Annotated in this window: 17 protein-coding genes; 5 read left to right on the top strand and 12 right to left on the bottom strand. The window is 61.7% G+C overall.

Annotated features, from left to right (window positions below; genetic code table 11):
* Nucleotides 1–14 precede the first annotated feature (14 nt).
* Nucleotides 15–461: a hypothetical protein gene (locus DOM27_RS13450; protein WP_110656567.1), complete on the bottom strand. Its 447-nt coding sequence runs from the start codon at nt 459–461 to the stop codon at nt 15–17.
* The gene (locus DOM27_RS13445) at nt 458–1042 is read right to left on the bottom strand and encodes a hypothetical protein (RefSeq protein ID WP_110656566.1); all 585 of its coding nucleotides are present in this window, start codon (nt 1040–1042) and stop codon (nt 458–460) included. The genes DOM27_RS13450 and DOM27_RS13445 overlap by 4 nt, the downstream gene beginning before the upstream one ends.
* 236 nt (nt 1043–1278) lie before the next feature.
* On the opposite strand from DOM27_RS13445, the gene DOM27_RS13440 reads away from it, so the two are divergent.
* Together DOM27_RS13440 and DOM27_RS13435 are read left to right on the top strand one after the other, a co-directional pair.
* On the top strand, nt 1279–2418 hold the full coding sequence (locus DOM27_RS13440) for a glycerate kinase (protein ID WP_110657792.1): 1140 nt from the start codon (nt 1279–1281) through the stop codon (nt 2416–2418).
* 178 nt (nt 2419–2596) lie between these two features.
* A complete protein-coding gene (locus DOM27_RS13435; protein ID WP_110656565.1) occupies nt 2597–3070 on the top strand; it encodes a Dps family protein in 474 nt (157 codons plus the stop codon).
* 70 nt (nt 3071–3140) lie between these two features.
* On the opposite strand, the gene DOM27_RS13430 is transcribed toward DOM27_RS13435, so the two are convergent.
* The gene (locus tag DOM27_RS13430; RefSeq protein WP_188113729.1) at nt 3141–4634 is read right to left on the bottom strand and encodes a DNA recombination protein RmuC; all 1494 of its coding nucleotides are present in this window, start codon (nt 4632–4634) and stop codon (nt 3141–3143) included.
* A 230-nt stretch (nt 4635–4864) separates the two neighbouring features.
* On the opposite strand from DOM27_RS13430, the gene DOM27_RS13425 reads away from it, so the two are divergent.
* Both DOM27_RS13425 and DOM27_RS13415 read left to right on the top strand, forming a co-directional pair.
* Entirely contained in the window at nt 4865–5428 is a 564-nt protein-coding gene (locus DOM27_RS13425) for a type 1 glutamine amidotransferase domain-containing protein (RefSeq protein WP_110656564.1), read from the top strand.
* Between the two features lie 332 nt (nt 5429–5760).
* A complete protein-coding gene (locus DOM27_RS13415; RefSeq protein WP_342588622.1) occupies nt 5761–6861 on the top strand; it encodes an App1 family protein phosphatidate phosphatase in 1101 nt (366 codons plus the stop codon).
* A 116-nt stretch (nt 6862–6977) separates the two neighbouring features.
* On the opposite strand, the gene DOM27_RS13410 is transcribed toward DOM27_RS13415, so the two are convergent.
* From DOM27_RS13410 to DOM27_RS13375, 7 genes are all read right to left on the bottom strand, one after another.
* Entirely contained in the window at nt 6978–7496 is a 519-nt protein-coding gene (locus DOM27_RS13410; protein WP_110656561.1) for an AAA family ATPase, read from the bottom strand.
* A gap of 112 nt (nt 7497–7608) precedes the next feature.
* Nucleotides 7609–7869 carry a DUF2164 domain-containing protein gene (locus DOM27_RS13405; RefSeq protein WP_110656560.1) on the bottom strand — a complete coding sequence of 87 codons (261 nt, stop codon included), beginning with the start codon at nt 7867–7869 and terminating at the stop codon, nt 7609–7611.
* Between the two features lie 652 nt (nt 7870–8521).
* Nucleotides 8522–9997 (bottom strand): aminoacyl-histidine dipeptidase, encoded by a 1476-nt coding sequence (locus DOM27_RS13395; RefSeq protein WP_110656559.1) that lies wholly within the window; start codon nt 9995–9997, stop codon nt 8522–8524.
* A 126-nt stretch (nt 9998–10123) separates the two neighbouring features.
* Complete coding sequence (locus tag DOM27_RS13390) at nt 10124–12541, bottom strand: tRNA(Met) cytidine acetyltransferase TmcA (RefSeq protein WP_110656558.1); 2418 nt, start codon at nt 12539–12541, stop codon at nt 10124–10126.
* Between the two features lie 9 nt (nt 12542–12550).
* Nucleotides 12551–12964, bottom strand: coding sequence for a hypothetical protein (locus DOM27_RS13385; protein WP_110656557.1), 414 nt, complete (start codon nt 12962–12964; stop codon nt 12551–12553).
* A 170-nt stretch (nt 12965–13134) separates the two neighbouring features.
* Nucleotides 13135–13608 (bottom strand): SRPBCC family protein, encoded by a 474-nt coding sequence (locus DOM27_RS13380; RefSeq protein ID WP_110656556.1) that lies wholly within the window; start codon nt 13606–13608, stop codon nt 13135–13137.
* A 37-nt stretch (nt 13609–13645) separates the two neighbouring features.
* The gene (locus tag DOM27_RS13375) at nt 13646–14515 is read right to left on the bottom strand and encodes an SDR family oxidoreductase (RefSeq protein ID WP_110656555.1); all 870 of its coding nucleotides are present in this window, start codon (nt 14513–14515) and stop codon (nt 13646–13648) included.
* 125 nt (nt 14516–14640) lie between these two features.
* Here DOM27_RS13375 and DOM27_RS13370 point away from each other — a divergent pair, with 125 nt between their 5' ends.
* Entirely contained in the window at nt 14641–15525 is an 885-nt protein-coding gene (locus tag DOM27_RS13370) for a LysR family transcriptional regulator (protein WP_110656554.1), read from the top strand.
* A gap of 48 nt (nt 15526–15573) precedes the next feature.
* On the opposite strand, the gene DOM27_RS13365 is transcribed toward DOM27_RS13370, so the two are convergent.
* Together DOM27_RS13365 and DOM27_RS13360 are read right to left on the bottom strand one after the other, a co-directional pair.
* Nucleotides 15574–17124: a DHA2 family efflux MFS transporter permease subunit gene (locus DOM27_RS13365; RefSeq protein WP_110656553.1), complete on the bottom strand. Its 1551-nt coding sequence runs from the start codon at nt 17122–17124 to the stop codon at nt 15574–15576.
* A gap of 48 nt (nt 17125–17172) precedes the next feature.
* Complete coding sequence (locus tag DOM27_RS13360) at nt 17173–18318, bottom strand: HlyD family secretion protein (protein ID WP_110656552.1); 1146 nt, start codon at nt 18316–18318, stop codon at nt 17173–17175.
* Between the last annotated feature and the right edge of the window lie 11 nt (nt 18319–18329).

Genomic DNA, 18329 nt, shown 5'->3' with positions numbered 1-18329 from the left:
GAACGACCCTCTTCTCAAGGCAACAACCTCAGACGATTCTGAACATCGATGAACAAGGGATCGAGTTCGACGGCTTCCAGCGGATGCCCGCCGCGACGACCACTCAAGGTGAGATAGGTATTCCCGTTCTGCAGAACCAGCCCCGGCGGGCGCTCGCCCCCGCTGGTGACCTGCGCGTGCATCTCGTAACCGGATCGGGACGCCAGCACGGCATCGATCTGACCCAGGTCACCATCACCGTGACGAATCACGAAGCCGCGCTCCGCCAGCATCGCCAGCGTCGCCTTGAGTGTCTCATCGGCGGTCGCCTGCACCGCGATGCTTCTCGGCTGCGCCTGGGGTGACACCGCACAGCCCGTCAACAGAAGGCTTCCGACCAATAGACTCGACCAGACGAGCTGCCGAAGTCCGGATCGCAATGTGATGGCTTCACGGGGAGTCGTCATTTCACGCTGGTTCATGGGGCAATTCCCGCGGCGGGCCTGTTCAGGCGAGATTCGATGTCCTGATGCAGCTGCTGGCAGAACGAGGGCTGATTGTAGCTGCGCGCATCGATCAGATAACCGTTGTAATCGACCACGACCGAGTCACGATCCACCAGCGTGGTCGTCTCCGGCGTCACCACGGAGACACGCTCGATCTGGACCGGATCGGTATCGTAGCCGCCGCCGAAGCCTTGAATGACGCCCAGCGAGTAGCCATTCCGACCGCCAAGGCCGAAGCCACCCCAGAAACCGGTACGCCCGAACGGGCTATTCACCGCGCCGAGCCCGGGCTGACGCGTCTTGCGTTCGGCACTGACCAGCCCCAACTGGGCATCGGTGTCGAGAATGGCATAGCCCTGGCTTTCGAGGGCGTCGCGGGTGGCACGCAGACGCTCGAGCGGGTCGCCGCTGGCGGGCCAGCGACAGGCGCTCGGCAACACGTTGCCGCCGGCTGACGAGGTAGGCTCCGGTGCCGCGAGTGACTGACAACCGCTCAGCACCCCGAGCCCGATACACACGGTCAACCAGCGCCCAATTCGATATCGTCGATCGTTCATGACAGGATCCTCGCAGAGGATTACGAACAGTGTTCAGCATGCCATTTTCCCGTCTGCCGATCCACGTTCATCGCAAGCCCGTTCGGCGTCTTCGGACGCTAGTCATCATGCGCTGCGGTACCTGGGCGCTGACGGAGGGATCGCAGCGCAACGACGAGCCCGTCGCCGCCAACCGCGAACGACGTTATGCTGGACAGAGTCACGACGAACCCGATTCATTCCCAGCCGAGGATGCCATGAATATCGTCATCGCCCCCGATAGCTTCAAGGATGCGCTCTCCGCCCGCGATGCCGCCGCCGCCATAGCCACCGGCCTGAGGCAGGAGCTACCCGACGCCACGCTTCATCAGTGCCCGATGGGTGACGGCGGCGAGGGTACGCTGGACGCCCTGCTGGCGGCGACGCAGGCCGAGCGTCGCATGGCGAGCGTTCAGGATGCGTTGGGGCGAGACGCCACGGCGGCCTGGGGCTGGCACGAGCCGTCGCGCACGGCGTTCGTCGAACTGGCCGAGGCCAGCGGTTTGCAGCAGCTCGAGCGGGAAGAGCGCACTGCGCTCCACAGCACCACTTACGGGGTCGGCCAACTGATTCTGGCCGCACTGGATGCCGGCGCCGAGTCGCTGGTGCTGACGCTGGGCGGGAGCGCCACCAACGACGCCGGTGCCGGCATGCTGATGGCCCTCGGCGCACGACTGCTCGATAGCGAAGGCCGGCCGCTTCCCTCGGGTGGGGCTGCACTGGCCGATCTGAAAACGCTCGATCTCGACGGCCTCGACCCGCGCCTGGCGGCGCTGACGGTGCAGACGGCGGTCGACGTCGACAATCCGCTGCTAGGACCACGCGGTGCCAGCGCCATCTTCGGCCCGCAGAAGGGGGCGACCGAGGCGGATGTCGCACGACTCGATCGAGCGCTGGCGCATTTTGCCGATCTTGCCGCCAACGCACTGGGTGAGGATTTTCGCGAACTGTCGGGCGCAGGCGCCGCCGGTGGCATGGGCTTCGCCGCCCGCGCGTTTCTGGGTGCCACCCTGCGCCCCGGCATCGAACTGGTGATGGAACAGGTGAAATTCGACGCATTGCTCGCCGATGCCGACTGGGTGATTACCGGCGAGGGCCAGCTGGACGGCCAGAGTCTTTCCGGCAAGACCCCGATCGGCATTGCCCGGCGTGCCGAGCGCTTCGGCGTTCCCACGGTGGTCTTGGCAGGTCGTCTCGGCGATCAGTGGCAGGACGCGTTCGAACATGGCATCACCGCCGCGTTCGCCCTGGCGGACGGCCCGATCACGCTAGACGAGGCGCTGGACCGCTGCGGCGAACTGCTGAGTGACCGTGCGCGCACGCTGGCCAGACTCTGGCGAGTCTGCGCCAACGGGTGAGATGCCATCGGACGCCTGCCGCGAGGCTTGTTTTGTGGTCATGCAGCCCTGATATACCTCTGCGTGGAAGCGCTTAACGTCCTGATAGAACGACACTATCCAAGCCATATCGATACTTGGATGGGTCTCCAGGGGGCGCCCGGTTACACTCTCACCATCACTTTCCAGGAGAGATACCATGTCCGATACCAATGCGATAGGTCTTCACGCTTCCAGCGCCCAGCAGCTTGCGGAGCGACTCAACGGGCTGCTGGCCAACTACCAGGTGTTCTACATGAACACCCGCGGCTATCACTGGAACGTCAAGGGCGAGCAGTTCTTCGAGCTTCACGCCAAGTTCGAGGAGATCTACACCGATCTGCTGACCAAGGTCGACGAAGTGGCCGAACGCATCCTGACCCTGGGCTATCAGCCGCTGCACGCCTATAGCGACTACGCCAAGATCTCCCAGATTCAGGAAGACAAGCAGGTCGCCGACGGCAAACAGTGCGTGCGGGGTCTGGTGGAAGGTTTTCAGGTCCTGATCGAGCTCCAGCGCGAGCTGCTCTCGCAGGCGAGCGACGCCGACGACGAAGGGACCGCCTCCCTGGCCAGCGATTATATTCGCGAACAGGAAAAGACCGTCTGGATGCTCAACGCCTACCTGGGCTGATCGCCCCTCGAACAGCGCTTCGAACAGCCTTCGCGCTGATGACCGCCGCCCAACCGGGCGGCGGTCTGCGTTACGGCGTCGGATCGTCGGCGGCGGATCCGGTTCGCGCAGAACCGGCAGGCGTACCGGCTTCGTCCGATTCGTCGATTTCCCCCTCTGGTTCGATCTCCTCGTCCGTCTCGCGGGTCAGGTGCGCCGGTAGATCGCGCTTCATCCGCACACCCAGCTTGTTGAGCGCCAGCGCCTGGCCGACCAAGCTGCCGTGCCCGGTCGACAGCCGCCCCATGGCCTGATCGTAGCTGCCCTGCGCCCGCCCCAAGTGGCGGCCGACATCCTCGAGGCTCGAAACGAACCCCTGAAACTTGTCGAGCAGCTTGCCGGCGCGCTCGGCAATATGCCGCGCGTTCTCGTTCTGGCGTTCGAGATTCCACAGACTCGCCACGGTGCGCAGGCTCGCCAGCAGCGTGGTCGGCGTCACCACGATGATGTCGCGGGAAAACGCGTCCTGAAACAGGCTTTCGTCATGCTGGAAGGCGACCGCGAAGGCCGGTTCGACCGGCATGAACAGGAACACGAAATCCGGCGAGCGCAGTCCCGGCAGCTGCGGATAGTCACGCCCGGAAAGCGACTCGATATGGCTTCTCACCGCCTGCGCATGAGCCCGTAGCGCCTGCTCGCGCTCGACCTCGTCTTCAGCGTTGACGTAGCGCACATAGGCGTTGAGCGAGACCTTGGCATCGACGATCAGATGCTTGTCGTCCGGCAGATAGATGATGGCATCCGGACGCTGGCGCCCGTGCTCGCCGTCGATCGAGACTTCGCGCCGGTATTCGATATCCCGGCGCAGACCGGAGCGCTCCAGTACCGACTCCAGCATCATCTCGCCCCAGTTGCCCTGCATCTTCTTGTCGCCCTTCAGGGCGCGGGTGAGATTGGCGGCTTCTTCGGTGATCTGGCGGTTGAGCGAAGCGAGTTGATCGATCTGCACCTTGAGCGTGGTGCGTTCGCGCACTTCCTGACCGTGAATTTCCTCGAGACGCTGACGAAAGCCGCTGACCTGCTCGCGAAACGGTTTCAGCAACGCCTCCAGACTGTCCCGGCTCTGTGCGCTGTAGGCGCGCTGACGCTCGTCGAAAATGCGCCCGGCGAGGGACTCGAATTCGTGTCCCATACGGGTCTTCGCCTGCTCCAGTAACTGGAGCTGTTCCGCGTGCTGATTCTGCTGCTGCTCGTGGCGAGTCTCGAGCCGTCCGTATTGCTCGCGCAGCGTGGCCAAGCGTTCGTTGAGAGCCTCGAGCTGTTGTTCACGAGAGCTCAGTTGCTGCTGCAGTTGGGCCTGACGCTCGCGGAGATCGTCCTGCTGGCCGTCGCTCTGGGCCAGCTCGTGTTCCAGGCGCTGGCACTTTGCCTCGCTGGCCTGCAAGCGGGATTGGAGCGCTTTCCTCTCACTCATGTAGCGCTGCCGCTGCCACAGCAGACCGACGCCCAACACCACTGCCACCAACCCGAGCAGCGATACCATGACAACACCGCCGCCCGACAGCCACTCACCCGCTACATTCATCGCTTTGCCTTCCTCTGACCTCGACGCCATCGCGGCGTCACCATCCGCAAGTTATTGCCCCAGCGCAAGCGATGGCATCGAAAGCGGCCGGTTTTGACTTGAACTTTGTCCAGAGTATCCCAAGCTTCAGGGGTAAGCCGAGACATGGACCGGGATGGCCCATGGGCTTGTCATTTATCGAAACATACAGCCGATTTATCAAGCCGATTTATCAAGACTAGGAGGTCAAGATGGCTCAGCAACTCAATGGTAAACGTGTCGCAATCCTCGCCGCCGACGGCTTCGAGGAATCCGAACTCGCCGCGCCGCGCGCCGCGCTGCAAGGTCAGGGTGTCGAAACCCACGTCATCACGCCGGACGGCAAAGGCATCCGCGCCTGGGCCGAAACGGATTGGGGCGACACCTACGAAGCGGACAAGAGTCTCAGCGACGTCAGCGCTGCCGACTACCACGCGCTGGTGCTCCCCGGTGGCCTGTTCAACCCGGACACCCTTCGCCTGAATGATACCGCGCTCAGCTTCGTCAAGGCCTTCTTCGAGGCCGGAAAGCCGGTCGCCGCGATCTGCCACGCCCCGTGGATCCTGATCAACGCAGGCGTCGTGAAGGGTCGCAAGATGACCTCGGTGCCGTCCGTCGCCCAGGACCTGAAGAACGCCGGTGCAGCCTGGGTCGACGAATCCGTTGTGGTCGACAGCGGCTTGGTCACCAGCCGCACGCCGAAGGATCTCGACGATTTCAATGCCAAGCTGCTGGAAGAGCTGGCCGAAGGTCGTCACAGCAAGCAGCACGCCTGATCGTCTTCTGACACGGCCGAACGAACGCCCACCTTTCGGTGGGCGTTCTTGCGTCAGGCTCTTCGATTACGTCCGATTCTCGGTCAGACTTTGCAGGATGGCGCCCGAGTTCCCATACTCAGGGTTAACCAAACCTAGGATCGACTGTCATCGTGCCCCACTATTCCGAAATCCCTGCCGACACGACCGTCGATAGTTCCAGCGACGGTTCTGATGGCAATTCCGATGACAGTGCTGGCGTTGATAGCGCCGGAAATCGTTCCAGAGGATGCTCCAGCCACCGTTCCAGCACCGGTTCTTCCTCGAGATCGGGTTCACTTCCGCGACTGTTCGTGACCAAACTCGTCCATTTCACCAAGAAACTGGTTCGAATCTTCATCCGCCCCATGCGGGGAGACAAGGGTGAAGGCGGGGTCATCGTGCATCCGTATCGCGGTTACGGCTCGCATTCGGAAGCCTTCATCATGGGCCGCGTGTTTCGGCAACCCGGCCGGTTGGCGGGCTGGAAGCAAGGCGGCGTCGCCAGCGATCTGGTCGATGTCGCCCGCCGCGTGGTGAGGCACGGGGTCAGAGATGCCCGGGTGGATATCCGGCTAGGCGCGACCCACGCCACCGTCACCACCGACCGTGATGGCTACTTTCACGCGCATATCGACATTACCCACACCCTCCCCGCCGACGCGATCTGGCACTCGGTCAAACTGCAGGTGGTCTCGGAAGACGACGCCATCAGCACCGAAACCGAAATCTACATTCCGCCGGCGAGCACCGACCTGATCGTGATCAGCGATATCGATGACACTGTGATGTACACCGGTGTCGCCAACAAGCTGAAGATGCTCTATCGACTGTTCATGGAAAAGGCCGATCGACGCACGGCCTTTCCCGGCGTTTCCGCCCTTTATAGGGCGCTCTACGGTGGTGCTGAAGAGAATCGCAAACGGCCCATGCTCTACGTGTCGCGGGGGCCATGGGCCATCTACGAAGTGCTCGAGACGTTCTTCAACCTGAACCATATCCCGGTGGGGCCGATCCTGTTCCTGCGCGAATGGGGCATGACCATCAAACGCCCCTGGCCACGCAAGGCACAGGACCACAAGTCCGATGTCATCAACAACATGCTGGCGCTCTACGATACGCTGCCGTTCATCCTCATCGGCGACAGCGGCCAACGGGACCCGGAGGTCTACACCGAGATCGTCAAGGCGCACCCGGATCGCGTGCGTGCCATTTACATTCGCAAGGTGGACAACGACCCCGAGCGGGACGCCGCCATCGAGGTCCTCGCTCACGAGGTTCGTGAGGCTGGCTGTGAGCTGATACTGGCCCACGACAGCGTCAGCATGGCGGAGCACGCGCTTTCGAAGGGATATATTTCGGAAGAAGGTTGCGAGGCGGTACGCGAGGACACGCGCCAACAGCAGCAGCAATAAGCCGTTGTTATCGCCCTCTTCGCAACGAAAAAGCTGTCGCTGTGCTTGGCCTTGTCGGGACAGGAGCTGACGCCGAAGCTCAGTTGTCGGCCGAAGCCCGGCAGCGCTTCGGATGATCAATTGAAGCGGTTAGTTAAGCCTTTCTGCCTCAAAGCTGATAGTTGCTCAGACACCGACATGGCTCCTTCTAGTTTTATGACGCAACATGAGCGTTTTTCAAGCCATGCTTGGTGTCTGGCGAGGCTTCTTCCCGGCGCAGTTCCTTGGTCATACTGCGCCGCCCATTCCAAAAAGTCGGGATCTGCAACACCAAAAAGATGTATCTCCCTTTCCCGCAACCTCTTCAAGCGGATACATGCTTCCACATAAAGAAAAACCACCACATCAAAAGCATTCTCAATTTCCTCGCCCCATTGCATCATAGATCCTGAGACGACCGCGTCCGGATAACTTTTCAGGCTCGACATGATCAACCTACGCCTTTCATCCACGGGCCTTTTCTTCGTGAACGGCGGATCCGTTTTTAACCAATAGAAGTCATCTACTTCAAGGAAAAGAGCATTCAGATTCTTGGCAAGCGCCTTGCCGAGTGTGCTGGTTCCAGAACCTGCTGCACCAGTAATAAGAACATGCATCGTAGAGACCTAATGCCGCTTACAGAGGCGCGAGCTCGCGATCGCCCTGCCGATTGCGGTGGCGAACCGATACGCCTGGTTATGTGATGCGATGCACTGCTTGGTTTTCATCTTATGGTTTGCCTCCCATCGACACTGGCTTCTCGAGCTGAAGCAGTTGATCAGAAATTTCAGAGACCTTTTCAGCGATCATCGTTTCAGCATCATAGAGGCCACGATTGTAGAAGAAGCCTCCCATTTCCTCAGCAAAGAAATCGATAAGGAATTCGGCGTCAAAGTTGCCAATATTTTCATTCAACTCATCCTGAAAGTACTTCTTGACCTTTTGGGTCATTATTTCCTTTTCTTTCTTGGAGAATTCGATTTTACCCATAATGAGTTCCTTGCATCCGCAAGCTTCGAACCATCATTCTTCCGTCTTCGCTAACGCTTGAATTAAGCCGACCCGTGAAGCGGGTTCGGCTAGAATGAATTGTTAGACCTCACAGCTTTTCAATCGCAGCTTCTAGCGAGGCCTTCGCACGCTTCTTCTGGATCTCCGGGTCTTCACGTTGAATTAACTCAACAGCCGAAAGATCATCACCGCGTTTCGATTTTGGCGAGGTTCAAGCGCCTCAATCAAAATAGCTTCTAGCGCAGGAATCATCTTTGCCGCTTCAAATGTTGCTGGCAGCACTCCTAGCTGACCGGATTCTGAGACAGGCAGGAGACCAAACCAAGAAAATCGGTCCCAACGGGCAGCCAAGCGATTTAACGTATGCTCGAAGAGCCTACGGCCCAATGGTCGGTCAGTGATGCGCCCAATATAGATGACCTCTCTGACGTCATATTAGTTGGACTGTTTTTCGGGGACGCTCAGCGTTTAGAAGATATTGCGTTAGGCAGCGGTGATAGTGTGCTGATGACCAATACTTGATTCGGCACGGGCAGCGCCTTGGCAGGAAGGCGCTTGAGGGAATGGGCTTTCACCCGTGGCGAACGGTTCTCTTGAATTGCTTCGAGAGAATCGCTCGCCATGTTCAGCTTCAGGCGGCCTTGCCGGAGGCGATATCGGCTACCAGCGCCTTGAGGACTTTCCAGAACTCTTCGACGGATGAAAGCTCGGTACGCTCGGTGGGTGAATGCGCGCCGCGAATCACCGGGCCGAAGGAGATCATTTCCAGTTGCGGATACTTGCCGCCGATGATGCCGCACTCGAGCCCGGCGTGGATCACCTTGACCGCGGGATCCTCGCCCAGCTGTTCTTGATGTAAGCGGCGGAAACGGGTCAGCAGCGTGCTGTCGGCGCTCGGCGTCCAGCCCGGATAGACGTTCTCGACCCGCGTCTGGGCGCCGATCAGGCCGAACAGCGCGGTGAAACGGTCGGCCAGGTTGAGCGTCGCGCTATCGCGCAGCGAACGTACCAGCGCACAGAGATGGAAACGCCCGTTCTCCAGTGATACCACGCCGAGATTGTTGGAGGTCTCGACCACGCCCGGCACTTCGACGCTCATGCGGTCGACGCCGTGAGGCGCGGCGTGCAGGGCGGCGACCAGCAACAGAGTGGCGGTATCGGTCAGCGCTTCGGTCTCTTCACAGGAGGTCGCTGCCGGTGATAGCGACAGCGTCACGCCGTCGTCCACGCCCGCCAGCTCTTCGCGATAACGTGCCTGCAACGTGATCAGTGTCTCTTCCACGGCCGGCAAATGATGCTCGTCGACCACGATGGTGGCGAAGGCCTCGCGAGGCAGGGCGTTGCGCAGCGTGCCTCCGTGGTAGTCCACCAGGCGAATCTCCAGATCGCCCAGCCCGCGCAGTGCTCTGACCAGCAGCTGGTTGGCGTTGCCGCGTTCCTTGTGAATATCCGCCCCGGAGTGCCCACCGACCAGCCCGGTCAGGGAAATCTTGCGCATCACCTCTTCTTCGTCGCACCCGCGCATCGGCAGGTCGGCGTCGACGACCACATCGGCACCGCCGGCGCAGCCGATGTAAACCTCGCCCCGATCCTCGGAATCGAGATTGAGCAGATAGCGCCCTTCCAGCCAGCCTTCGTCCAGCGACAGCGCGCCCTGCAGCGAAGTCTCTTCTTCCAGCGTGAATAGCGCTTCGATCGGGCCGTGATCGAACTCATCCGCTTCCAGAATCGCCAGCGCCGCCGCCACGCCGAGACCGTTGTCGGCGCCGAGCGTGGTACCGCGGGCATGCAGCCAGCCATCTTCGACGTAGGTATCGAGCGGGTCGTTGAGGAAATCGTGGGGGTGATCGCTGTTGGCCTGGGTGACCATGTCGAGATGGCCCTGCAGGATCACGCCGGGTACCGACTCGCAGCTGGGGCTCGCGGCACGGCGGATCCGCAGATTACCGTAGCTGTCGCGGTCGTGGGTCAGGCCGTTGTCGTCGGCCCAGCGTTCCAGAATCTCGACCAGTTTCGCTTCGTGACCTGAGGAGCGCGGCGTATTGCAGAGCGTACGAAAATGACGCCACACGGGCTCGGGGGAGAGTTGCAGCAGATGATCGTTCATGGTCGATTCCAGCCTCGTCGCGCGGCGAGTGGCGCCGCAACGGGTGTCGAAAGAGTGATGAATGAAATCTGAGCCGGCGGCGCGAACCGCGGCTCGTTTTGAGGTGCCGATACCTTACTCGTCTGACTACGGCTTGACCATATGCTGAGGGCTGGCGCTTTCCCCAGTCTGCTCACCGTTCTTCTCCGCGATCCATGCCAGCAGGGTCGCCGCCAGCCGGCGCGCCGCGCCCTGCTGCTCACGCCGCCCCCGCGATGACAGTGCGCCGTCCCGATACTGGAACAGCGCCGCTACCGCCGCAGCCACATTCGGCGCCTGTTCCAGATCCTGAGTCTCCATACCCGAGCTCGATACGCTATCGGTACGATCGGACTCGAGCACCTGCGAAACGCTGTCCATTGGCTGTTGCCGCCACCAGCCGAGCCAGGCTAGTCGCAGCCAGGGCCGCACCAGCGCCAGTTCGCCGCCGCCCGCGGCAAACCAGCCGAGTCGTTCCGGCAGATCGGCAGGCAGCGATGCCACCGCCCCTTCATGCAGCCAGGCCGCCGCGACGAGGGGCTCGATGTCACGCAGCTCGCTGGCCAGCAGGTCCGGCAACTGGCAGACGTGGTCCGCGTTCACGCGAGCCATGGCCTGTTCGGCATCGGACGTCAGCCCGCGCCCCATCATCTGCGCCGGTTCGCCGCTGGAGGCCTCCCGTGTCAGCCCGACTCTCAACGTTTTGAAACCTTGCTGACGCCAGAAATGAATCAAGGACGGTTCTGCGCCGAAGCTCACACCCAGGCGGTCGAGGCCATGATCCTGTGCCGCGTTCGCAACCTGTTCGATCATGGCGGCACCCAGCCCCCGGCGCCGAACAGCGGGATGCACGGCAATGCGCATGATGCGCCACCAGCGCGCGAGCGCCGCCGCCTCAAAGCCGCCGTGGGTGGCCAGCGACTGTGCCAGTAGATGGCCGCGCGGGCGCCGCTTTCCGCGATAGATGGCGTTGGCCAGTTCGGCGTCGAAGCCGCCCTCCTGCTGCACCACGCACAGCCCCACCACACGTTTTTCCCCGTCCTCGCCGGCAAACGCGGCCAGCAGCCGAACATCGGGGCCATCCAGCAACTGACGCAGATCGCTGGGCGAGGTGCGGTAATGGGCCTGCACCAGTAATCCGAACACTGGATTCAGCAGGGCCTCGTCCCGAGCCAGCGATTCCCTGTCCAGCCATTCATAGCTGACCGATGCGCGCATGGCGTTCGAAACGGGCTCGTCCGGGGCGATCTCGGCATCCAGACACAGCAGGTCCCGAGTCAGCGTTTCCAAGGGATCGCCGGCCCCCCAGCGGATCGGCGTCTGCAGCGTCAGCCGCTTCCAATCCGGCGTCAGCCGATCCAGCGCATCGCGCAGACGCACCTCGAACCCGCGTCCGGTTCCCTCGTAGCCATGCACGGTGGTGGCGAAGGCGATGCGCGGAAAGCGGCGCAACCAGTCGATCAGCCGAGCGGCGGGGATCGCTGCCGCCTCGTCGACAAACAGCGTCGGCGGAGACTGTGTGTCGATATCGGCCGCCGTCAGCGCTGCTGTCACCTGCTCGGGGAGCAGCCATTCCACGCAGCAGTCGCGGCCATCCAAGGTGACCTCGAAGCGATTCGATTCGCGAAGGCCGTCTGGCAACAGCTGCGCGAGACGTTCGAACACGGCTTCGACGGCAACGACACTCGACGCCGTGATCCAGAGGCGTCGTTCTCCCTGCAGCAAGCGCCGCGCCGCTGCAATGCCCAGCGCCGCGCTCTTGCCACGGCCACGGTCGGCAATCAACACCACCGGGCGGCGCCGTCGCATCCGCGTCAGCCGCGACACTGCTTCTGCCTGATCCCGAGTCAGACAATCGCGGTCGTCGACGCGCTCATCGATGTAATAGTCCGGCTCGAGCTCCGGGTCGATGGTTGGGTCAATGTTTGAATCGATGGTTGGATCGAGACTGAGGTCGGAGACGATCGTTGAAGACGAAAGCAGCAACGCGGCATCATCTGGCCATACCGCCAGTTCGGCGCTGTCTCGGAGTCTTCCTGCGAGGCGCTGCAGGTAGTGCGTCGTCAGGGTTTCCGCCTCATGGGGCCAGTGCGCCAGCCGTCGATAGTCGGCATCCGGCAGCCAGTTTGCCCCGGTGGGCTTTAGCCAGTGCTTCGGCGTCAGCAGCACCAGCCAGCCCCCGGCCCGGACGGTGCCGCTGATGGCCCCGAAGGCGTCCGGGTCGAACCCGGATTGTGCGGAAACCGCATCGAACACCACCAGATCATGCTCGCTGCCCAGTTGGGTGCGGGCGCGGGAAGCGCTCAATCGCGCTAGGCTTTCCGGCAACTCCGGCAGTTCGGGGCCCACCCACAGCGACGACTGCCAATCGGTCGATGCGATCCAGGCCATCGCCTTGCGGATCGCATTCAGAGCATCGTCGGCAATCCACAGCACGCCGCGCCAGCGCCGGTGGTGCAGACCAGAACGGCGATTGACCAGCCAATCAGTGAGCGCGGAATCCGCGTGCGGCGTGAGCCTCGGCATGGGAATGACCTAGCTGAAAGCGCCGCCAAGATCGGGTTTCATCGTCGGGCAGTAGCGCGCGATGACCAATGCCAGAGCGATTCCACCCAGCGTCAATGCCACCGGCAGCCAGCTGAACGCGACGCCAGACGAGACGTAGAGATAGAGAAAGAACACCGTCATTACGCCGCCGCCCATCAGCCGACCGGCCTTGATACCGGCGAGATAGACGCTGACCAGCACGCCGGCGAATGGAATCAGCACGCTGAACAGATTGATCACGAACTCGCGCCCGCTGGCTGCCACCCCGGGAAGAATCAGCCGCGCCACCAGCTCCCAGGCCACCAGATAGATCACCACCGGTGCGGCAAAACTGCCGATCAGACGCAGCACGGTGCGGGTGGGTTCGTCGGCGCCGGGTTTGGAAGATTGGGGCGAAGGCATCGTGAGGATCCTGAAGGTCGTCGAGCGGAAGATGCGGCCATTGAATCATTGGCGCCTGGGCCTTACCAGCCGAGGGGGCGCCTCATGAGCCCGACCTCAATGGATGACCACACCTTCGGCATTCCCTTCTCCTTCACTAGCCGGTTTAAGTCATGAAATGGATTGGCACATTAAAGGCTGCCATCTGCGAGCAATTCGCGGGTGCGTTTCAGCGTGGAGTGCAAGGCGGCCTTGTATCCGTTGTCGCTGTCGAATTGGGTCTGCTCGACTTGCTCGTCAGGGCCGTCCGGTGTTTTGTCGCGCAGGCCGAGGTAGCAGTAGAAACGAAGCTGGAGCGCTCCGTCCTCATCCTCGACGAGTTCATTGACGATGGCGCCCTCACGTGGGCCTGTGGCCTGGAAGAAGGTGACCTTGCTTTCCGGCGTCAGGACGATGATCTCGCGCAGATCGGTGCCGGCGATGGTGGCTTCGCGCACGAAATGCGTTGCGCTTTCCTCCACGACGTCGCAGCGAGTGCACAAACCTTCAGGCAGGAACAGGCGGGCGTCGCGGGCCTTGAGCACCAGGCCCTGCCAAACCTGCGCGCGGGTCAGCGTGGTTTCACCTACCGGATTCACCGGAACAGTAGCGGTCGAATAGATCATGATCAATGTCCTTGTGTTGGTTGGGCACGCGTTGCCGTCAGATCGAGGCCGCGATCTGGGCGGCAAAGTCGCGATAGGCGTAAAGGGGGCGATCCAGAAGAGCGGTCAGCCGGTCAACGTCACCGGTATCAGGGAGCATTCCCTCGGTGATGAAACGCTCGCTCATCAGGCGCATGTCGTAAGCCATCCAACTCGGCATGTGCTGCAATAGGTTCTGCTCGAACGTGGCAGTGTCCTCACCCGGATAGGCGATGGAACGACCGAGTACGTCGGTCCAGATAGCCGCGATGTCCTGACCGGTCAGCGTGTCGGGACCAACGAGATTGATTCGCTCGATCGGTAGCGGTACGGCTGACTGCTCGCGGCGCAGGAGCTCGAGGGCAGCGACCTCGCCGATGTCACGGGTATCCACCATCGCAAGGCCCTTGCTGCCGATCGGCATCGGGTAAATGCCGTATTCGGTGACTACGTCCTTGATGGTCAGGTCATTATCGATGAAGTAAGCCGGCCGCAGGATGGTGGCGTTGAGGCACATCTGTTCGATCATGCGCTCCACCCCATACTTGCCAGCAAAGTGCGGCACATTGACGTACAGGTCGCTGTGGATTACCGAGAGGTAGACAATTCGCTCGATGCCGGCCTCACGGGCGAGGTTAAGCGCGAGCAGGGCCTGGGTGTATTCGTCGGCCACGACGGCGTTGAGCAGAAAGAGCGTCGAAACGCCACGATAGGCGCTTCGCAGAGAGTCGACATCGAGCAGATCACCCTGGACGACACTGACACTGGCAGGAAAGTCCGACTTCGAAGGATTGCGGACGAGTACGCGGACATCGGCATCGCGTTCGACGAGTTGCTGCACAACCTGGCGGCCAACAGTGCCTGTTGCGCCGGTAACGAGAATGGTCATGATAATTTCCTGGGCTGGGGGTGGTTCGTGGCAATCGAAGTTGCCTACGGCTTGAACAGTAGCCAGTTTCATTATCAAAACAAAGACCCTAAAATATAGACATCACGTCCCATATTTGAGACACAATGGATTTCAATGCTTTGCTGGATTTTCAGCTGGTCGCCGCTCATGGTGGTTTTGGAAGAGCAAGCCGGGCCAGTGGCCGGTCCAAGGCAACCCTGTCGCGCCGGGTCGCTGATCTCGAAGAAAGCCTAGGCGTTCGGCTCCTCGAGCGAAGTGACCGCAGCCTCGAGATGACCGAAGCCGGCCAACGGCTGCTCGCAAGAATTGAAGGACCAATGCGTGAAGTAGCCGAAGCAGTATCGGCGGCGCGAGATGGCCTTGATACCCCGAGAGGCAGACTGCGCGTCGCGGCACCGTTATTGTTTTCGCAGGTGGCGCTTGGACGGCTGGCCGCCGCCTTCCAGGCGATCCATCCCGAGGTGCAGATCGAAGCGGTGGCCGAGGACCGGCTCGCCGACCTCGTCGAAGAGCATTTCGATGTCGCTATCCGTATCAATCCACCCAAGAACAGCGTACTGGTGGGCAGGTGTTTTGCCAGAGACAGACTTGTCTTGGTGGCAACTCCCTCGGTTCAGCTCCCGACGCAGAACGGGGATGAGCCACGCCGCGTCCCGGCGATCGTCATGCCGACGTATCGAGAAGGTGAGGTCTGGTCCGTCCGCGATGGCCAACTGTCCGTCGTGCCGGAGCCTGTCTTACGGCTGTCCTCGCTCCTGACGGTTCGAGATGCCGCTGTGGCGGGTGCGGGGGTGGCCTTGCTGCCGCAATCCATCATCGGAAGCTTGCTGGATAGAGGCCAACTGGTGTCGTGGGGCGCCGCCGGCGACGAAGTCGAGCTTTGGGTATTGCACACCTCCCGCCGCTTGCAGAGCCCCAAGGTCCGAGCTTTTGTGGAGTTTCTGTGCAACCAGTACCCAGACGGCACCTTCGCCATCCCGAGCGAGTGACGCACAATGCGCCGCGCCTTGCAGCGCGGACATTTATCACGTGTCTGTCTAGTGTTCGATCTTCTTGAGCAGGAACACCAGCGGCACGCTCAGCAGATAGATGCAGCCCAGCCACAGGAAGATATCGTTGTAGGCCAGCACCTGGGCCTGAACGCCGAAGCGCTGCCCGAGCAGCGCCACCGCGCTGTGGTAGGGGTCGGCGACGTGCCCGATCAGCATCGACTGATAGTTGGCGATCTGCTGCTGCACCACGACACGCCCTTGATCGAGCGCCGGGATCAGCTGATTCCAGTGATAATCCACCCGCCAGTCGCGCACGGTGTCGAGCATCGCCAGACCGACCGCGCCGCCGAGGTTACGCATCACGCTGAACAGTCCGGCGGCGTTGCCCAGCTCCTGGGGTGGCAGCGTGCCCAGCGCAATTCGCGACGCCGGGATGATACACATGATCATGCCGATACCGCGCACGATCTGCGGCCAGAAGAACTGCCAGAAGCCGGATTCGCTGGTCAAATTGTTGTTCATCAGCGTACCGATACCGATCAGCGTCAGGCCGAAGAACAGCAGCACGCGCAGATCGACCGAGTTGGTCAGCCGCCCCACGATCGGGGCGGTGAAGAACATCGCCACCCCGGTGACGAACATTACCTCGCCGATCTGCAGACTCGAGTAGCCTCTCACCCCGCCCAAAAACAGCGGCATCAAATAGACCAGACCGTACATCGCAATCCCGACCACGAACACCAGCCCGGTGCCGATCGAAAAGTTGAGATTCTTGAACGCATGCAGATCGACGATGGGGTGGTCATAGCTGAACACCCGCCAGAAGAAGCCGATACAGGACGCGGCGCAGAGCAGCGTCATTCCCACGATCAACCCGCTCGCGAACCAGTCGTCGCCGGGGCCCTCCTCGAGCACGAACTCGAGGCTTCCGAGGAACAGCGCGATCAGGAGAAGGCCGCGAAAATCGAGGCGCTTGGCGACGCTGGCATCGCCCTCGTCGATATCGAGGAAGCGCCAGGCCGCCAGCGTGACGAAAATGCCGGGAACGACGTTGGCCAGAAACAGCCAGTGCCAGCTGAAGATCTCGGTGACATAGCCACCCACCGTGGGACCGATCGACGGCGCCATGGTCACCACCATGCCGATCACGCCCTGGACCGCCCCCATCGCCCGCCGCGGGAATATCGAAAAGCTGACCGCCTGGGTGATCGGGATCATCGCGCCACCCATGAAACCCTGGATCGCACGCAGCACGATCAACTGTTCGATACTCGAGGCCAACGCGCAGCCGAGACTCGCCAGCGTGAAGCCCGCACAGGAAACGACGAAGGCGACGCGGGTCGAAAGCCAGCGCGTCAACACGCCGGACAGCGGGATCATGATGATCTCCGCGACCAGATAGGAGGTCTGGATCCAGGAAATTTCGTCGCTACTGGCCGAGACGCCGGCCTGAATCTCGTTCAGCGAACTGGCGACGATCTGGATATCCAAGATCGCCATGAACATGCCGAATACCGCCGCAATGAAACCGAAGCGATAGTGCCACGAGGGCATTTCCTGCGGACCGGCCCCCGCGGGCGCTGCAACTTCACTCATGCTCGAGGCTCATGTTCAACATCCATGATCGAAACTCATGGCGCGGATTCATGAGTCATCGTCGACGGCTCGTTTCGAACCGTCGCTCAAGTTCGATCCGTCGTTCGAGTGCGAACCGTCGTCCAGGTTGGGGCCGGGATCGAAATAGATTGCCTGACCATCGACTTCACGAGTGTCCACCGAGGGCACTACCGAAAGCCCGGACTGCAGACGCCATAGCTGGTCCTTGGGCCCGGTCACGTGGATCTTGACCGGGACGCGCTGGACGATCTTGTTGAAGTTGCCGGTGGCGTTGTCCTGCGGCAGCAGACTGAACTGGGTACCGGTGGCTGGCGCTACGCTGTCGACCTTGCCCTTGAACTCGATATCCGGATAGGCGTCTACCTCCAGCGACACCGGCTGGCCAACGCGCATTCGCCCGATCTGGGTTTCCTTGAAGTTACCGACCACATAGGCGGTTTGTACCGGAACCAGCTGCATCAGGGTCAGCGACGACTGGGCCAGATCGCCCGGCTCGACGCTCAGGTTACCGATCACACCGTCGCGCTTGGCGACGATGCGGGTCTTGTCCAGTTGGCTCTGGGCATAATCGATATCGGCCTGAGCCGCATCGCGGTTGGCCTTGGCGCTGTCGATCGAGGCCCGATCCGCGGACAACCGACGTTTCGCCGACTCGACGCTAGCCTGACGTGCCGCCAGCGTCGCCTGGGCAACCCGCACCGTGGCCTGATCGTCCTGCAACTGCTGGCGCGAGGCATAATTGTTCGCTGCCAGCGATTGCGATCGCTCGAGGTGCTGACGAGCCTGGGCAACGTCCGACTGCGCCGAGGTCACCTGCGCCTGCGCTTCGTCGATGCTGGCCTGATCGAGATCGACCTGGCGCTCGGCCTGGGTCACGTTGGCAGTGCTGACGGCCAGCTGCGCCTGGGATTGCGCCAGTTGGCTGCGGGTATCGCGGTCGTCGAGCTGGACCAGCAAGTCACCTCGCTCGACGCGCTCGTTGTCGTCAACTGCCACTTTCATCACTCGCGCACTGACTTCGGCCCGCACCGCGACGCTGTCGGTATGCACGTAGGCGTTGTCCGTCTCGACGAAATAGCGCCCGGTGTGCCACCAGTGCCACGCGAAAACCAGCGCCACCACGACCACCACAACGACGACCACTGCCGAATAGAGTTTCTTCTTGATCTTCATGCCGAGCCTTT

This window comes from Salinicola halimionae (assembly GCF_003206065.1).
GTDB classification, from domain to species: Bacteria; Pseudomonadota; Gammaproteobacteria; order Pseudomonadales; family Halomonadaceae; genus Salinicola; species Salinicola halimionae.
The sequence above is the reverse complement of the archived record's forward strand: the minus strand, read 5'-3'. Positions and strand labels throughout refer to the sequence as shown.

Coding starts and splice junctions, on each gene's coding strand:
- DOM27_RS13405 (WP_110656560.1), bottom strand. CDS start 7,869: ATGGGTAAAATCGAATTCTCCAAGAAAGAAAAGGAAATAATGACCCAA.
- DOM27_RS13385 (WP_110656557.1), bottom strand. CDS start 12,964: ATGCCTTCGCCCCAATCTTCCAAACCCGGCGCCGACGAACCCACCCGC.
- DOM27_RS13360 (WP_110656552.1), bottom strand. CDS start 18,318: ATGAAGATCAAGAAGAAACTCTATTCGGCAGTGGTCGTCGTTGTGGTG.
- DOM27_RS13435 (WP_110656565.1), top strand. CDS start 2,597: ATGTCCGATACCAATGCGATAGGTCTTCACGCTTCCAGCGCCCAGCAG.
- DOM27_RS13410 (WP_110656561.1), bottom strand. CDS start 7,496: ATGCATGTTCTTATTACTGGTGCAGCAGGTTCTGGAACCAGCACACTC.
- DOM27_RS13450 (WP_110656567.1), bottom strand. CDS start 461: ATGAACCAGCGTGAAATGACGACTCCCCGTGAAGCCATCACATTGCGA.
- DOM27_RS13390 (WP_110656558.1), bottom strand. CDS start 12,541: ATGCCGAGGCTCACGCCGCACGCGGATTCCGCGCTCACTGATTGGCTG.
- DOM27_RS13380 (WP_110656556.1), bottom strand. CDS start 13,608: ATGATCTATTCGACCGCTACTGTTCCGGTGAATCCGGTAGGTGAAACC.
- DOM27_RS13425 (WP_110656564.1), top strand. CDS start 4,865: ATGGCTCAGCAACTCAATGGTAAACGTGTCGCAATCCTCGCCGCCGAC.
- DOM27_RS13440 (WP_110657792.1), top strand. CDS start 1,279: ATGAATATCGTCATCGCCCCCGATAGCTTCAAGGATGCGCTCTCCGCC.
- DOM27_RS13430 (WP_188113729.1), bottom strand. CDS start 4,634: ATGAATGTAGCGGGTGAGTGGCTGTCGGGCGGCGGTGTTGTCATGGTA.
- DOM27_RS13370 (WP_110656554.1), top strand. CDS start 14,641: ATGGATTTCAATGCTTTGCTGGATTTTCAGCTGGTCGCCGCTCATGGT.
- DOM27_RS13375 (WP_110656555.1), bottom strand. CDS start 14,515: ATGACCATTCTCGTTACCGGCGCAACAGGCACTGTTGGCCGCCAGGTT.
- DOM27_RS13445 (WP_110656566.1), bottom strand. CDS start 1,042: ATGAACGATCGACGATATCGAATTGGGCGCTGGTTGACCGTGTGTATC.
- DOM27_RS13395 (WP_110656559.1), bottom strand. CDS start 9,997: ATGAACGATCATCTGCTGCAACTCTCCCCCGAGCCCGTGTGGCGTCAT.
- DOM27_RS13365 (WP_110656553.1), bottom strand. CDS start 17,124: ATGAGTGAAGTTGCAGCGCCCGCGGGGGCCGGTCCGCAGGAAATGCCC.